This is a genomic window from Mesorhizobium sp. LCM 4577, from assembly GCF_001854795.2.
In the GTDB taxonomy this organism is placed as follows: Bacteria; Pseudomonadota; Alphaproteobacteria; order Rhizobiales; family Rhizobiaceae; genus Mesorhizobium; species Mesorhizobium plurifarium.
Genome location: NZ_MDDU01000053.1, coordinates 270,643 through 284,537, shown reverse-complemented (window position 1 = coordinate 284,537; position 13,895 = coordinate 270,643). Strand labels below are relative to the sequence as shown.

Genomic DNA, 13,895 nt, shown 5'->3' with positions numbered 1-13,895 from the left:
TGGTTCGACTGGATCGTTAGTCGAGAAGCTCGGCGGCGACTTCGAGCGTGTTGCGGAAGGACGTCTCCAGATGGCTCTCCATCGCCTGCGCGGCGCCCTCCGCATCTTGGCGCTTCAGGGCGTCGAGGATGGCTTCGTGCTGCTCGATCGTCTGCTCGCCATAGCCAGGCTTGGGGATCGCCAGATAGCGGCCGCGGTCCATCTGCGCCTTGGAGATGTCGACCGCCCGCCAGATCATTGGCATGCCGCAGATCTCGGCTATGCTGCGGTGGAAGACGTCGTCGAGCTGGATCGCCACGGCATAGCGTCCACGCGAAATGGCGAGCTTGTGAGCGGCCATGTTGTCTTCCAGGAGCTCGGCCGCTTGCGGCGTCATCTTGGCCGCGGCGCGCCTTGCGCTTTCCATCTCCAGCGCCCGGCGGATGACATAGGCTTCCTCGAGATCGGCGCGGCTGATCGGCGCCACATAGGTGCCGCTCTGCGCCAGGATCTTGACCAGCCCTTCGTCGCTGATGCGCTTGACCGCCTCCCGCACCGGCGTGCGCGATACGCCGAGCGCCTCGGCAATCGCCACCTCGTTGATGATCTCCCCGGGCTTCAGTCGCCCGACGACGATCAGGTTGCGGACCTTGTTGTAGATCTGGTCGCGCAGCGGCAGGGCCCGATTGAGGGTCGAAGGGTCCAGATCCATGAAAAATCCCATCGCTCGTCCACGCCAATGGATGAATTATATTAGAATGCCAACCGGAATGCACGCATGCGCAAAACCGATTGCCTCCCTTGTCGAAAGCCTCTGAAAACCAGCTTGCCAGAACTGTTATATTAGTGCAATAGTGCCGGCCGTCGCGATTATCGGCGTCGCGGCGGAAGCGTTTCGGGGGCCTCAAGCGTGGTTTTCGCGAGGGCTTTCGTGGTCGGTTTGAGGGGCCGGCCATGCGCTTGATGACCGATGAACCCGCGCCGGGGAGCGCCGGGCCGCTTGCCAGGGAGGACCAAGCCAGAAATGACTGTCGTGGCGGATTGTGCCCTGGACATGCGGGGCATCAGCAAGACGTTTCCGGGCGTGAAGGCGCTATCGAACGTCAATTTCGCCGTGAAATTCGGCACCGTCCACGCGGTCGTCGGCGAGAACGGCGCCGGCAAGTCGACCCTGATGAAAGTGCTCAACGGCTCATACGCGCCGACCAGCGGCACGATCAAGGTCGGCGGCAATGAGGTGCGCATGCGCAAGCCGGCGGACGCGCAGGCGCTCGGCATCCGCATGGTCCATCAGGAGATCAATCTGGTCCCCGACCTGACCGTCGCCGAGAATGTCTATCTTGGCCGCATGCCCGGCAAATGGACCTGGCTGCGCAAGGGCGAGATGATCAGGAAGGCCGCGGCCATCCTCAAGGAACTGGGCGCCGCGATCAATCCGCGCGAGCGGCTGGGGAACCTCTCGATCAGCCAGCAGCAACTGGTCGAGATCGCCAAGGCATACGCAGCCCAGCCCCGCATCATCGTCCTTGATGAACCGACATCGTCGCTCAGCGAGCACGAGACGGCGGCGCTCTTCCGCATCCTGCGCAAGATGCGCGGCGAGGGCATCGCCATCATCTATATCAGCCACCGGCTGAAGGAGGTGCTCGAGATCGCCGACGAGGTCACCGTGCTGYGTGACGGCTCGATGATCGAGACGCGGCCCATCGAGGGGATTACCGCGGCCGAGATGATCAGGCTGATGGTTGGCCGCGAGGTGAGCAATGTCTTCCCCAAGAGCCCGGCCGAGATCGGCGCGTCGGTGCTGCGCGTCGAGCGCATCGGCGACGGCGCGAGCTTCCGCGATGTCAGCTTCGATGTGCGGGCCGGCGAGATCCTTGGGTTGACCGGCCTCGTCGGCGCCGGCCGCACCGAAGTCGCGCGCGCCGTCTTCGGCCTGTCGCGGCTCGTCGAGGGCAGCGTCAGCGTCAATGGCCGCAAGGTCGTCATCAACTCGCCATCCGAGGCGGTGCGCGCCGGCATCGCCTACGTCCCGGAGGACCGCAAGGGCGACGGCATCGTGCCCGGCATGTCGGTGCGCGAGAACATAAGCCTGCCCATCCTGCGCCGCCTGACCAGCTTCGGGCGCATCAGGCGCAGTGCCGACCGCTCGCTGTCGGCCATTTACGTCAAGCAGTTCTCCATCTCGCCGCCGGATGGCGAGCGGCGCATCAGCCTGCTTTCGGGCGGCAACCAGCAGAAGGCGGTCATCGCCAAATGGCTGGCGGCGAAACCCGCCGTTCTGATCCTCGACGAGCCGACGCGCGGCGTCGATGTCGGCGCCAAGGCGGAGATACATCACATCATCGGCCAACTCGTCGCCGACGGCATGGCGGTGGTGATGATCTCGTCGGAACTGCCCGAGATCCTCGGCGTGTGCGATCGCGTGGTGGTGATGCGCGACGGCCGCGCATCGGCGCCGCTGACCCGCGCCGAGCTCAGCGAGGAGCGCATCATGGCGCTCGCGACCGGCGAGGAAGCGGCGTGACGGACGCGGCCATGGAGATCAGCTGCGTGAACCGCAACGACCGTTTTACGCGCGGCAGCAGGCTCGTCGGTGTGCTGTCCAAGGCAGGCCTTGTGCTGGCCATCCTCGCCGTCGTCCTCTACGGCTCGTTTGCCAGCCCGGCCTTCTTCACCGCAGGCAATCTGCTCAACGTGCTGACCTCGATGTCGATCGTCGGCATCGTCGTGGTCGGCATGACCTTCGTGCTGGTGGTCGGCGGCCTGGCGGACCTTTCGGTGCCCGCCACCATCGCCTGCGGCGCGATCCTCTCGCTGGGGCTGCAGCCGCTGATCGGTCCCGTGCCCGCCTTCGCCCTGGCGGTTGCGCTTGCCGGGCTGATCGGCCTGCTCAACGGCGTTCTCGTCGGCTACGTCGGCATCAATCCGATCATCGCCACGCTGGGCGTCGGAACCATCGGCCTCGGCATTGTCCAGGCGGCGGTCGGCGGCGTCATCGTCTACGGTTCGAACGCGGCCTCGGCCGAATTCGCCAAGGGCCGGCTGCTCGGCATCCCGGTCGTGGTGCTGATCTTCCTGGCCATCGCGCTCATCGGCCATTTCGTGCTGTCCAGGTCCTTCTGGGGACGCTGGACATTGGCGACCGGCGGCAATTACAGCGCCGCCGAAGCCAGCGCCGTCCCCGTCAAGGCCGTCAAGGCCGGAGCCTTCGTGATCACCGCGCTCGCGTCCGGCATCAGCGGCGGCCTGCTCGGGCTGACGCTGCAGAGCGCACGGCCGCTGATCGGCTCCGGCTACGAATTCAGCGCCATCACCGCGGTCGTCGTCGGCGGCGTCTCGATCATCGGCGGCTTCGGCTCGGTGCCGAGGGCCGTCGCCGGCCTCATCTTCGTGCAACTCCTGACCAACGTCATGGTGCTGCAAGGGGTGCGCACGCCGGTCCAGGGCTTCGTGCTGGGCATCCTGATCGTCGGCGCCGTCGGCATGGACGCCGCGCTGCGCAAGCGGGGAGTCGCGTGATGCGCCTCCTGGTCCTCGCCTCGCAATATCGCGTCCTCATCATCCTCGGTCTGACGCTTGTCGTCTCGGCGCTGGTCGTGCCTGGCTATCTGGCGCCGTCGACGCTCGGCCTCGGCCTCGACAGGGCCGCGACCATCGGCCTGATCGCCATCGGCCTGACCGTGCTTTTGATCGCCGGTCAGATCGATCTCTCCGGCGGTGCGGTGTTCGCGCTGGCCGGCATCGTCTCGGTCATCCTGCAGCGCGAGATCGGCATCCTGCCCGCGGCGGCCGTCGGCATTCTTGTCGGCGCCGTCGCCGGCGCGATCAATGGCGCCCTGGTCGTCGGACTGAAGGTCAATTCGCTGGTGCTCACCCTGGCCACGATGCTGATCTTCCGCTCGCTCGCGCACTGGATCACCAACAGCCAGCCGGTGACCGGCACCGACATCATGCTGTCGCTGGCGCTGGCCAAGACCTATCTCGAGATATTCACCATCCGCAGCGCGCTGTTCATCGTGCTGATCGTGCTGCTGCATGTCTGGCTGACGCGCACCATCCCGGGCCGCAACGTCTTTGCCGTCGGCTCCAATCCAGCCGCCGCCAAGGAAAGCGGCATTGCCTCGGACCGCATCGTCTTTCTCGGCTTCGTCCTCGCCGGCACGCTGGCCGGCCTTGCCGGCGTCCTCCAGAGCCTCGTCACCAACACCGGCTCGCCCGTCTTCGGCTCGGAACTGACGGTTGCCGTCATTGCCGCCGTCGTCGTCGGCGGAACCCGCCTCGAAGGCGGCAGGGGATCCGCGCTCGGCACGCTGGGCGGCGTGCTGACGATCGGCTCGCTGACCATCGCGATGGAGTTCCAGTCCATACCCGCATACGTCCAGCAGGTCGTGTCCGGGCTGATCCTGATCCTGCTCGTCGTGCTCGATCGGGCCGTTACCACCAAGGGGAGGGCTCCGGGCACGCGCCCGGCGCTCGTTCGCGACAATCCAATCACTCAAGGAGAAAACGTATGATTGGGAGGAAACTTATGATTGGCAAGAAAAGCATGCTCCAACTCGCCGCCGTGGCGCTCCTGGCCTCGACCGGATGGGCAAGCGCCAAGACCGTCTGCTACGTGACGGCGGCGGATTCGCATGCCTATGCGACGCCGGCCAACAAGGCGCTCGAGGCCCGCGCCAAGGAGCTTGGCGTCGAGATACTCAGCCTCAGCCAGGACTTCGACGTGCAGAAGGGCACCGAGCAGCTCAACACCTGCGTGGCGCGCAAGGTCGACGGCATCATCCTGTGGCCGCTCGATCCGCAGGCCTATATTCCGGGCCTTGCCCGCGCGCAGCAGGCGAACATCCCGGCGATCCTCATCAACTCGCCGATGAGCGACGACGCCAAGCCCTTCATAAAGTCCTTCACGGGACCGGACGTCTACGAGGAAGGCAAGCTGGCCGCGGATTCGCTGAGCAAGGCGCTGGGCGGCAAGGGCTCGGTGGTCATCATCGCCGGCCAGGCCGGCAACGGCACCACCATCGGCCGTGTCAACGGGTTCACCGACCGGCTCAAGGAAACGAACGCCGATATCAAGGTGCTCGACACCGTCAACGCCGACTTCGACCAGCAGAAGGCGCTGGTCGTCAGCCGCGACCTGATCACCCGCTTCGGCGACCAGATCACCGGCGTCTACGCCAATGACGACACCATGGCGCGCGGCTTCATCGACGCCTGGAAGGAAGCCAATCCGTCCAAGCCGACACCACCGATCGTCGGCATCAACGGCCAGAAGGACGCGTTCGAATCGATCAAGAGCGGCGAGATGTACTCGACCATCGTGCAGTCGCCGGTCGAGGACGGCCGCCTGGCGATCAACACCATGGCGGAGATCATCGACGGCAAGGAGGTCAAGGACAGGCTGCCGATCCCGCTGACGGTCGTCACCAAGGACAATGTCGGCTCGGTCGAACCGGCGTTCTGATCACATGGCCGGCCCGGTTTGACCGGGCCGGCCTATACCCTATCCGATGCCCGGCACCAGTCGGACGCCGCGCCGGGGCAATTACCGAACGGCCACGCCCAGCACCGAGACGCAGTCGCCCGCCTTGACCAGGCCGGGGAAGTGACGTGCGGCGAGCAGCCCCGACATCCTGGCCGTGATCTCCTGCGGCGCCTGGCCGGTGCGGCCGACCGGATGGACGCGCGCGACCACCTGGCCCTCTTCCACGGATTCGCCGAGATCGACCATGGTCTCGATCATGCCGTCATCCTCGGCGAAGGCGAAGCAGTCGCCCGACGGCATGTCGAGCCATTGGGTTCTGCCCTTCTCGACCGCACCATCGGCGATACCTGCATGGCGCAGCACGTTGAGGATACCGCGCCGGGCAATCCGCACGGTTTCGGCGCGAGAGGTTCCGCCGCCGCCGAGCTCGGTGGTGACGAAGACCTTGCCCATCTCCTCGGCGGCCGTGTCATACATGCCGACCGCGTCGATCTCGGTCATGCGCATCGAGAACGGCGCCGAGAAGGCTTCGACGGCGGCGAAAGCCTTTTTCTCCTGCGCCTTGTCCGGCAACGTATGCGCGGCGCAGAACGGCACGAAGTCCAGCGTCTTGCCGCCGGAATGGAAGTCGAACACGATGTCCGCGCGCGGCAGCAATTCACGCTGGAAATAGTCGGCGATCTTCTCCGTCACCGTGCCGTCCGGGCGGCCGGGGAAAGAGCGGTTCATGTTGCCTTTGTCGATCGGCGAGGTGCGGGTGCCGGCACGGAAGGCCGGATAGTTCATCGCCGGCACGATGATCACCGTGCCGGAAACATTTTTCGGATCGAGCGTGCGGGCGAGATCGTAGAGCGCCAGAGGCCCCTCATACTCGTCGCCGTGATTGCCGCCGGTGAGCAGCGCCGTCGAGCCCTTGCCGTTGCGGACGACGCAGACCGGGATCATCACAGAGCCCCAGGCGGAATCGTMACGGCTGTAGGGCAGGCGCAGGAAGCCGTGCTGGACGCCGTCGCGCTCGAAGTCGACGGTCGGCGTGATCGGCGATGGACGCAAAGCGGACATCGGCTTAGTCCTTCACGAACAGCTTGCGCGGCACATTGGCCAGGCATTCGACGCCGGTGTCGGTGATCAGGATCGACTCGGTGATCTCCAGCCCCATCGTCTCCAGCCACAGGCCGGTCATGAAATGGAAGGTCATGCCGGGCTTGAGCTCGGTGCGGTCGCCGGGGCGCAGGCTCATCGTGCGCTCGCCCCAGTCCGGCGGATAGGAGATGCCGATCGGGTAGCCGGTGCGGTTGTCCTTGACGATGCCGTATTTCTTGAGCACCGCGAAGAAGGCATTGGCGATGTCCTCGCAGGTGTTGCCGGGCTTGGCGGCGGCAAGACCTGCTTCCATGCCTTCCAGCGTCGCCTTCTCGGCGTCGAGGAAGGCCTGTGTCGGCTTGCCGAGGAACACGGTACGCGACAGCGGACAATGATAGCGGTTGTAGCAGCCGGCGATCTCGAAGAACGTGCCTTCGTTGACCTTCATCGGCTTGTCGTCCCAGGTGAGATGTGGCGCCGAGGCATCCGCGCCCGACGGCAGCAGCGGCACGATCGCCGGATAGTCGCCGCCGATGCCCTCAACGCCGCGCGTGCCGGCATCGTAGATCTCGGCGACGAGATCGCATTTGCGCATGCCGACCTCTATCTTGTCGACGATGCGCTTATGCATCGCCTCGACGATGCGGGCGGCGTTGCGCATATACTCGATCTCGGTCGGGCTTTTCACCGAGCGCTGCCAGTTGACCAGCGCGGTGGCGTCGGCAAAACGTGCATTGGGCAAATGCTTCTGCAGCGAGGCGAAGGCAGCGGCGGAGAACCAGTAATTGTCCATCTCGACGCCGATGGAGAGCTTGTCCCAGCCCCGCTCGGCAAGCACGCTGGCGAGGTAATCCATCGGATGCCGCTCGGTCGACTGCACATAGTGGTCGGCGTAGCCGATGATGTTGTCATGCGCGAGATAAGCGGTGCGCTTGGCGCCGTTGGCGTCCTGGCCGCGGCCGTACCAGACCGGTTCGCCGGAAGGCGGCACGATGACCGCCTGATGCACATAGAAGGACCAGCCATCATAGCCGGTCAGCCAGGCCATGTTGGAGGGATCGCTGACGATCAGCAGATCGACGCCTTTGGCCTCCATGGCCTTCCGCGTCTTGGCGAGGCGCTCCGCATATTCGCCGCGCGAGAATTTCAGATTTGGTTGCATTGTTCTTGGTCCTCGTTTGTTGGGCCTTGCGGCCGGTACTAGCTCTCGAAAATCGTTCCGGCATTCGCCGCCTGCGCGCGGTCGCGGGTGAGCGTGGCGATCGCGGTGTCCTGCACGCCGGTGCCGGTGAGGTCGGCGATCGTGATCTCGCTTGCTGAACGCCGGCCGGGTTTATTGCCGGCAATGATCTCCCCCAGTTCGGTGACCTCAGCGTCGGCGGYGAAGACCGCCGCCTCGATGGCGTGATGGAGTTCGCCGAGGCGCCGCGTCTGTTTGGCGCTGTCGGCGACATAGAGGTCGGCCATGCGCAGGATGGCCGGCGCGATCTCGTTCTTGTGCTCGGCATCCGAGCCCATGGCGGTGATGTGCTGGCCGGCGGTGACGAAACCGGGCTTGATCAGCGGTTCGGTCGAAGGCGTCGTGGTGACGATGATGTCGGCGCCGGCTGCCGCGTTCGCCGCATCCGGCTCTGCCCGCACGAGGATACCGAGCTTCTCGCGCAAGCGCGCGGCTGTAGCCTCCGCCTTGGCGGCGTCGCGCGCCCAGATACGCGCTTCCGCGATCGGCCGCACGAGGCGCAGCGCCTCTAGCTGCAGCCCGGCCTGCACGCCGGCGCCGAAGATCGCCGCTACCTTGGAATCTTTGCGCGACAGATGTCTGGCCGCGACCGCGCCGGCGGCGGCCGTGCGGATATCGGTGAGATAGCCATTGTCGAGCAGCAGCGCTTCGATCAGGCCCGTCTTCGCCGACAGCAGCACCATCATGCCGTTGACGCTGGGCAAGCCAAGCTTCGGATTGTCGAAGAAGCCGGGGCTGATCTTGATCGCGAAACCGTCGATACCCGGCACATAGGCGGTCTTCACGTCGACCTCGCCGCGATGCTCGGGTATGTCGAGCCGCAAGATTGGCGGCATCGCTACCGGCAGCGTGGCCAAGGCGCGAAAGGCGTTCTCGACGCAGGCGACCGCTTCCAGGTCGAGCGTCACGATCTTGCGCAGTTCCGCCTCGGTGAGGATGGTCATCCGGCTCATGCTGCACGCTCCGCGATTGCCTCGCCGCAGACGATGCGGCGGTGCAGGTCCATGTCGATGTTGCGGCCGGAGAGGATGAGCACCATTGGGCCGTTCACGCCGACCTTCCCGGCAAGCAGCGCGCCTATGCCGACGGCGCCAGCGCCTTCGACGATCTCGCGCTCCTCCTCATAGGCATGGCGGATGCCGGCGGCGATCTCGTCCTCGGCAAGCAGGATCACGTCGTCGAGCAGGCCACGGCACATGGCGAAGGTCAGCCGGTTGTCGAGGCCGATGCCGCCGCCGAGCGAGTCCGCCAGCGTCGGCAGTTCCTCGACCTGCACTGGACGGCCGGCGTCGAGGCTGGCTTTCATCGCGGCACCCCGCGCCATCGAGATGCCGATGACTTTGGTGCGCGGGCTCACGCCTTTGACCGCCGACGCCACGCCAGCCGCCAGCCCGCCGCCGGACAGCGGCACCAGCACCGCCGCGGTATCCGGAACCTGCTCCATGATCTCCAGGCCAAGCGTGCCCTGACCGGCGACGATATCGGGATGGTCGAAGGGCGGCAGCATGACCAGCCCTTCCTCCGCCACCAGCCTGTCGACTTCCTGCTGTGCGTCATCCTGGCTGTTGCCGATGATGCGGATATCCGCGCCGAGGCGGCGGATGGCATCGAGCTTGTTTTCCGGCACCAGCCGCGACATGCAGATCACCGCGCGGATGCCTTCGAGCTTCGCCGCATGCGCCAGCGCGCGGCCGTGATTACCGGTCGAGGCGGCGACGACGCCGCGCGATTTTTCGTCCGCGCTCAATGCTGCGATCGCATTGGAAGCACCGCGCAGCTTGAAGGCACCGGTGGTCTGGTGATGCTCCAGCTTGAGATGAACAGTATGGCCAGCGCGGTCCGACAGGCTTTGCGACACCACACAGGGTGTCCGCTCGACCTTGCCGGCAATGCGTTCGCGCGCGGCGCGAATATGCTGAAGCTCGACAGTCATTTCGATCACGGACTTTCGTTCACTGCGCCAGCGGCTTCGTCCACAGCCGGCCGAACTCGGGTCGCGGCGTGTCGTCGCCGCAAAGCCGCAGGCAGTTCCAGGCGCTGGCCTGGTTGCTGGTGACCACCGGACGCCCGATCGCTTCCTCCATGCCAGGAACCGCGAGCGCGGCGCGCAGCGCAGTGCACGACACGAACAGCGCATCGGCCTGCGGATGCGTGACCTTGCGCGCCAGCTCGACAAGGGACGCCGGCGTGATCCGCGCCATCTCGCGGTCGTCCTCGAAACCGAGGCAGGAGAAGCTCTGGATGTCGAAGCCATGCGCGGCGAAATAGGCGGCCATCGGTCGGCTGGTGTCGACCGTATAGGGGGTCAGGATGCTGATGCGCTTCACGCCGAAGGCGTTCAGGCCGCGCATGCCGGCCATCGGCGGCGTGACCACGGGCACACCGGGCTTGGCTGCCTGGATCGCCTGCTCGATCTCGGCGTCGCCGATCACCACCGAAGCGGACGTGCAGGAGTAGCAGACGGCATCGAGCGTCTCGTCCGGCAGGATCAGCGCCGCGCCCACCGAAAGCGAAGGCTGCATCTTGCGCAAATTCTCCGGCGTCGTCGGATTGGCGTAGGGGATGCGCGCGACATAGACGCCGATCCGCTCGCTCGCCACCATGCGGCGGAAGTCCACCTCGCTGGTGTGGTCGGTCGCAAGCGCAATCAGTCCGACGCGCTTTTTCAGCGGACGCGCGTCGAGCGTTGGGCGCGCCGTTTCGAGGCGGATGTCGGGCAATGCTTTCATGCTTCTCATCTTTCGATCCTGCCGTAGCGATGCTCCAGCCAGCGCAAGAGCACGACGGAGCAGAGGCTGATGACGAGGAAGAAGGCGCCGACCAGCGTCATCGGTTCGATATAGCGGTAGTAGGTGTTGGCGACGCTCTTGGCCTGGTTCATCAGCTCGAGCACGGTGATCGCCGAGAGCAGCGGCGTCTCCTTGAACATGGCGATGAAATAATTGGCCAAGGCAGGGATCATCGGCGGGATCGCCTGCGGCAGGATGATATGCGTCCAGGTGTGGCGGCCGTTGAGATTGCAGGCCTTGGCAGCCTCCCATTGGCCGCGCGGCACATTGTCGATGCCGGCGCGATAGACCTCGGCCGTGTAGGTGCCGTAGTGCAGGCCAAGCCCGATGACGCCCGCCACCAGCGGCGGCAGCAGGATGCCGATATCGGGCAGCACGTAGAAGATGAAATAGAGCTGCACCAGCAATGGCGTGCCGCGGATGAACTCGGCGAACCAGCCGACGCTGCGCGCGACGATCCTGTTCTCCGAGCGCCGCGCCAGCGCGATCGCGAGCCCCACGATCGCCGCCAGGATGGAACCCAGAATAGTCGCCAGGATGGTGATCTTCACGCCCTGGATCAGGGTCGGCATGATCTCCCGGACGAAGTTCCAATCCCAATCCATTATTTGGCCCATTCCATCAGACACGCACTCCGTCGAGACCGCGCGCCATCCGGCGCTCCAGCGTGCGAACGCCCCAGGAGATGATCAGCGCCAGCGCGAAATAGATGATGAGGACCGACAGGAACGGCATCAGCGTGCTGCCGGTCTGCGAGCGCACCACTTGCGCCTGGAAGGTCAAGTCGGCGAGCGAGATCAGCGAGACGACCGACGTCGCTTTGAGCAGCTCGATCGCATTGTTGCCGAACGTCGGCAGCATGACCAGCAGCGCCTGCGGCAGGATCACATGGCGCATGCCTTGCCAGCGGCCGAGGTTGAGCGCCGTGCAGGCCTCATATTGCTCGCGGCCGACCGACAGGATGGCGCCGCGCACGACTTCCGCCGCATAGGCGCCCACATTCAAGCCCAGCGCCAGCACGCCGGCCTGCAGTGGCGTCAGCGACAGCCCGGCGAAAGGCAGCACGAAATAGGCCCAGAACAGCTGCACGAAGATCGAGGTGCCGCGGAAGAATTCGATATAGGCGGTTGCGATCGCGCGCAGGATGAAAAAGCGCGACACGCGGCCCATGCCGGCCAGGAAGGCCATGATCAGCGCAAGCACCGACCCCATCAGCGTCAGCTCGATGGTGACAAGCGCACCTTGCAATATCAGGCCGAGATAGCCGGACCACTGGGTCATGGGGTTCCAACGTTTGCGGTTAGCTTTCTTCTCCCCGTTAACGGGGAGAAGATGCCGGCAGGCAGATGAGGGGCAGCGCGAACTTATTGAGCTATGGCGCCGCCCCTCATCCGGCCCTTCGGGCCACCTTCTCCCCGTGAACGGGGAGAAGGCAGGATTCGCGCCTTACTTCGCCGAGCAGAGCTTCTCGCGCGTCGTCGACATGGCGGCCGCGGCCGAAAAGCCGTAGGGCTCGATGATCTTGGCGAACTCGCCGGACTTCTTCATCTTGGCGAGTTCGACGTCATAGGCATCGCGCAGCGCCTCGTCGCCCTTCTTGAAGGCGGCGCCGTCGCAATAGACCGGCGCGCCCTGCACCGGCGCGATCACTTCGAGATTCGGGTCGTTGGCCTTCTTGATCAGGTCGTTGATCGACAGCACCGGCAGCGAATAGGCGTCGATGCGGCCGTCCTGCACCATCTTCAGCCCGCTCTGGCCGTCCGGCACGACGATGACGCGATCGCGCGGCACGCCCGCGTTGAGCGCCAGCTTCTCCTCGGTGCCGCCGCCCGGCGCGCCGATGGTCGCCGAGGTGTCCTTGGCGATATCCGCATAGCTCTTGAAGCCCTTCGGGTTGCCCTTCTTCACCAGCAGCGCCTCGGCATCGCAAAGCACCGGCTCGGAATAGGCGACCGCCGCRCAGCGTTCCGGCTTCATGAACAGGCCGGCGGTGACCACGTCGAAGCGTCCCGCCTGCAGGCCGGGGATCATGGCGCCATATTCGGAGATCGAGGCGACGATGTCGTTGACGCCGAGACGCTTGAAGATCTCGCGCGCCACGTCGGGCGCTGCGCCTGACACCTTGCCGTCGGCCGCGACCGCCGTATAGGGCGGCTCGTTGGCGATGGCGACGCGCGCGAAACCCTGCTGCTTGAGCTGCTCCAGCTTGGCGTCGTCCGCCGATCGCGCGCCAGAGGCGAACAGTATCGTGGTGATCGCGAGGCCGGCGACGCCAGCCAGAATGCCAAGTTTCTTCATCGTTCCCAACTCCTTGTTTCTGCTTCTTGGTTTGCTCGGTTCGGGACGGCCTTTGGCCGCCCGTGGACGACTTGCATCGCCCGTTCGCATTGCGGTCAGACGCGATGTCCGGCCGCGATGATCTTCTTCAGGAAGCTCTGCGTTCTTTCCTGTTTGGGATGGCGGAAAATCTCATCGGGCTTGCCCTCCTCGACGATGCGGCCGCGGTCGAAGAACAGCACGCGGTCGGCGAAGTCGTGGGCGAAACCCATCTCGTGGGTGACGAGCAGCATCGTCATGTCGGTCTCGGCGGCGAGCTTGCGCATGACGTTGAGCACTTCCTCGACGAGTTCGGGGTCGAGCGCCGAGGTGACCTCGTCGAACAGCATGATCTTGGGCGACAGCGCCAAGGCGCGCGCGATCGCCACGCGCTGCTTCTGGCCGCCGGACAGCTGCGCCGGCATTGCCTTCGCCTTGTCGGCGAGGCCGACCATATCGAGCAGTTCCATCGCCCGCTTCTCGGCGGCGGCGCGCGCGACGCCCTTGGTCAGCATCGGCGCCAGGGTCACATTGTCCATGACGCATTTGTGCGGGAAGAGATTGAAGAGCTGGAAGACCATGCCGATCTTCTGGCGCATCCTGGCCAGGTGCCGCTCGTCGGCCGCCAGCAGCTGGCCGTTGCGCTCCACGTGGTAGAGCTGTTCGCCATCGACCTGGATATGGCCGCCGTCGATCTTTTCCAGCGTCATCAGGATGCGCAGGATTGTCGTCTTGCCGGAGCCGGACGGACCGATCAGCGCCAGCTTCTCGCCCGGCATCACCTGCATCGACAAACCGTCCAGCACCTTGAAGGCGCCGAAGCTCTTCGAAATCGCATCGACCTTGATGATGGGCGCGGGCAATCCATTTTCCCCGTTCTGGAGAAGTCTATGCCCTTAACGATGCGAAACGTGCCAAATCATGTCAATCGGGAAAATAATATCATGACAATATTTCCGGCGCGGCACAATTTCAGGGCAATCTGCGCTCCCTTTGTGCA

General features: G+C 65.2%; 14 protein-coding genes. 4 read left to right on the top strand and 10 right to left on the bottom strand.

Features of this window, described 5'->3' with window-relative positions; genetic code table 11:
* Positions 1-16 precede the first annotated feature (16 nt).
* On the bottom strand, positions 17-691 hold the full coding sequence (locus tag LCM4577_RS30195) for a GntR family transcriptional regulator (protein WP_040986220.1): 675 nt from the start codon (positions 689-691) through the stop codon (positions 17-19).
* A 342-nt stretch (positions 692-1,033) separates the two neighbouring features.
* Here LCM4577_RS30195 and LCM4577_RS30190 point away from each other — a divergent pair, with 342 nt between their 5' ends.
* Genes LCM4577_RS30190 through LCM4577_RS30175 form a run of 4 tightly spaced genes read left to right on the top strand, consistent with a single transcriptional unit; the run spans position 1,034 to position 5,446 of the window.
* Positions 1,034-2,506 carry a sugar ABC transporter ATP-binding protein gene (locus LCM4577_RS30190; RefSeq protein ID WP_244508467.1) on the top strand — a complete coding sequence of 491 codons (1,473 nt, stop codon included), beginning with the start codon at positions 1,034-1,036 and terminating at the stop codon, positions 2,504-2,506.
* A complete protein-coding gene (locus LCM4577_RS30185) occupies positions 2,503-3,501 on the top strand; it encodes an ABC transporter permease (RefSeq protein ID WP_244508466.1) in 999 nt (332 codons plus the stop codon). Before LCM4577_RS30190 ends, LCM4577_RS30185 begins: the two co-directional genes overlap by 4 nt.
* Positions 3,501-4,496, top strand: a complete 996-nt coding sequence (locus tag LCM4577_RS30180) for an ABC transporter permease (RefSeq protein ID WP_071030755.1) — start codon at positions 3,501-3,503, stop codon at positions 4,494-4,496. The genes LCM4577_RS30185 and LCM4577_RS30180 overlap by 1 nt, the downstream gene beginning before the upstream one ends.
* A 14-nt stretch (positions 4,497-4,510) precedes the next feature.
* On the top strand, positions 4,511-5,446 hold the full coding sequence (locus tag LCM4577_RS30175; protein ID WP_041001776.1) for a sugar ABC transporter substrate-binding protein: 936 nt from the start codon (positions 4,511-4,513) through the stop codon (positions 5,444-5,446).
* Positions 5,447-5,527: 81 nt separating this feature from the next.
* On the opposite strand, the gene doeB is transcribed toward LCM4577_RS30175, so the two are convergent.
* The 9 genes from doeB to ehuA form a co-directional block, all read right to left on the bottom strand.
* Complete coding sequence (doeB, locus tag LCM4577_RS30170; RefSeq protein WP_071074528.1) at positions 5,528-6,529, bottom strand: N(2)-acetyl-L-2,4-diaminobutanoate deacetylase DoeB; 1,002 nt, start codon at positions 6,527-6,529, stop codon at positions 5,528-5,530.
* Between the two features lie 4 nt (positions 6,530-6,533).
* On the bottom strand, positions 6,534-7,712 hold the full coding sequence (gene doeA / locus LCM4577_RS30165) for an ectoine hydrolase DoeA (protein WP_071074527.1): 1,179 nt from the start codon (positions 7,710-7,712) through the stop codon (positions 6,534-6,536).
* 38 nt (positions 7,713-7,750) lie between these two features.
* Positions 7,751-8,743: an ectoine utilization protein EutC gene (eutC, locus tag LCM4577_RS30160; RefSeq protein WP_071074526.1), complete on the bottom strand. Its 993-nt coding sequence runs from the start codon at positions 8,741-8,743 to the stop codon at positions 7,751-7,753.
* On the bottom strand, positions 8,740-9,723 hold the full coding sequence (gene eutB / locus LCM4577_RS30155) for a hydroxyectoine utilization dehydratase EutB (protein ID WP_071030750.1): 984 nt from the start codon (positions 9,721-9,723) through the stop codon (positions 8,740-8,742). Before eutB ends, eutC begins: the two co-directional genes overlap by 4 nt.
* 19 nt (positions 9,724-9,742) lie before the next feature.
* A complete protein-coding gene (gene eutA, locus LCM4577_RS30150; protein WP_071030749.1) occupies positions 9,743-10,519 on the bottom strand; it encodes an ectoine utilization protein EutA in 777 nt (258 codons plus the stop codon).
* Positions 10,520-10,524: 5 nt separating this feature from the next.
* Positions 10,525-11,184, bottom strand: a complete 660-nt coding sequence (gene ehuD, locus LCM4577_RS30145) for an ectoine/hydroxyectoine ABC transporter permease subunit EhuD (RefSeq protein ID WP_041001787.1) — start codon at positions 11,182-11,184, stop codon at positions 10,525-10,527.
* Between the two features lie 16 nt (positions 11,185-11,200).
* Complete coding sequence (ehuC, locus tag LCM4577_RS30140) at positions 11,201-11,860, bottom strand: ectoine/hydroxyectoine ABC transporter permease subunit EhuC (protein WP_042638468.1); 660 nt, start codon at positions 11,858-11,860, stop codon at positions 11,201-11,203.
* A 165-nt stretch (positions 11,861-12,025) separates the two neighbouring features.
* The gene (ehuB, locus tag LCM4577_RS30135) at positions 12,026-12,877 is read right to left on the bottom strand and encodes an ectoine/hydroxyectoine ABC transporter substrate-binding protein EhuB (protein WP_040985804.1); all 852 of its coding nucleotides are present in this window, start codon (positions 12,875-12,877) and stop codon (positions 12,026-12,028) included.
* A 95-nt stretch (positions 12,878-12,972) separates the two neighbouring features.
* Positions 12,973-13,758 (bottom strand): ectoine/hydroxyectoine ABC transporter ATP-binding protein EhuA, encoded by a 786-nt coding sequence (ehuA, locus tag LCM4577_RS30130; protein WP_040985803.1) that lies wholly within the window; start codon positions 13,756-13,758, stop codon positions 12,973-12,975.
* Between the last annotated feature and the right edge of the window lie 137 nt (positions 13,759-13,895).

Coding starts and splice junctions, on each gene's coding strand:
- LCM4577_RS30195 (WP_040986220.1), bottom strand. CDS start 691: ATGGATCTGGACCCTTCGACCCTCAATCGGGCCCTGCCGCTGCGCGAC.
- LCM4577_RS30180 (WP_071030755.1), top strand. CDS start 3,501: ATGCGCCTCCTGGTCCTCGCCTCGCAATATCGCGTCCTCATCATCCTC.
- LCM4577_RS30175 (WP_041001776.1), top strand. CDS start 4,511: ATGATTGGCAAGAAAAGCATGCTCCAACTCGCCGCCGTGGCGCTCCTG.
- doeA (WP_071074527.1), bottom strand. CDS start 7,712: ATGCAACCAAATCTGAAATTCTCGCGCGGCGAATATGCGGAGCGCCTC.
- eutB (WP_071030750.1), bottom strand. CDS start 9,723: ATGACTGTCGAGCTTCAGCATATTCGCGCCGCGCGCGAACGCATTGCC.
- eutA (WP_071030749.1), bottom strand. CDS start 10,519: ATGAAAGCATTGCCCGACATCCGCCTCGAAACGGCGCGCCCAACGCTC.
- ehuD (WP_041001787.1), bottom strand. CDS start 11,184: ATGGATTGGGATTGGAACTTCGTCCGGGAGATCATGCCGACCCTGATC.
- ehuC (WP_042638468.1), bottom strand. CDS start 11,860: ATGACCCAGTGGTCCGGCTATCTCGGCCTGATATTGCAAGGTGCGCTT.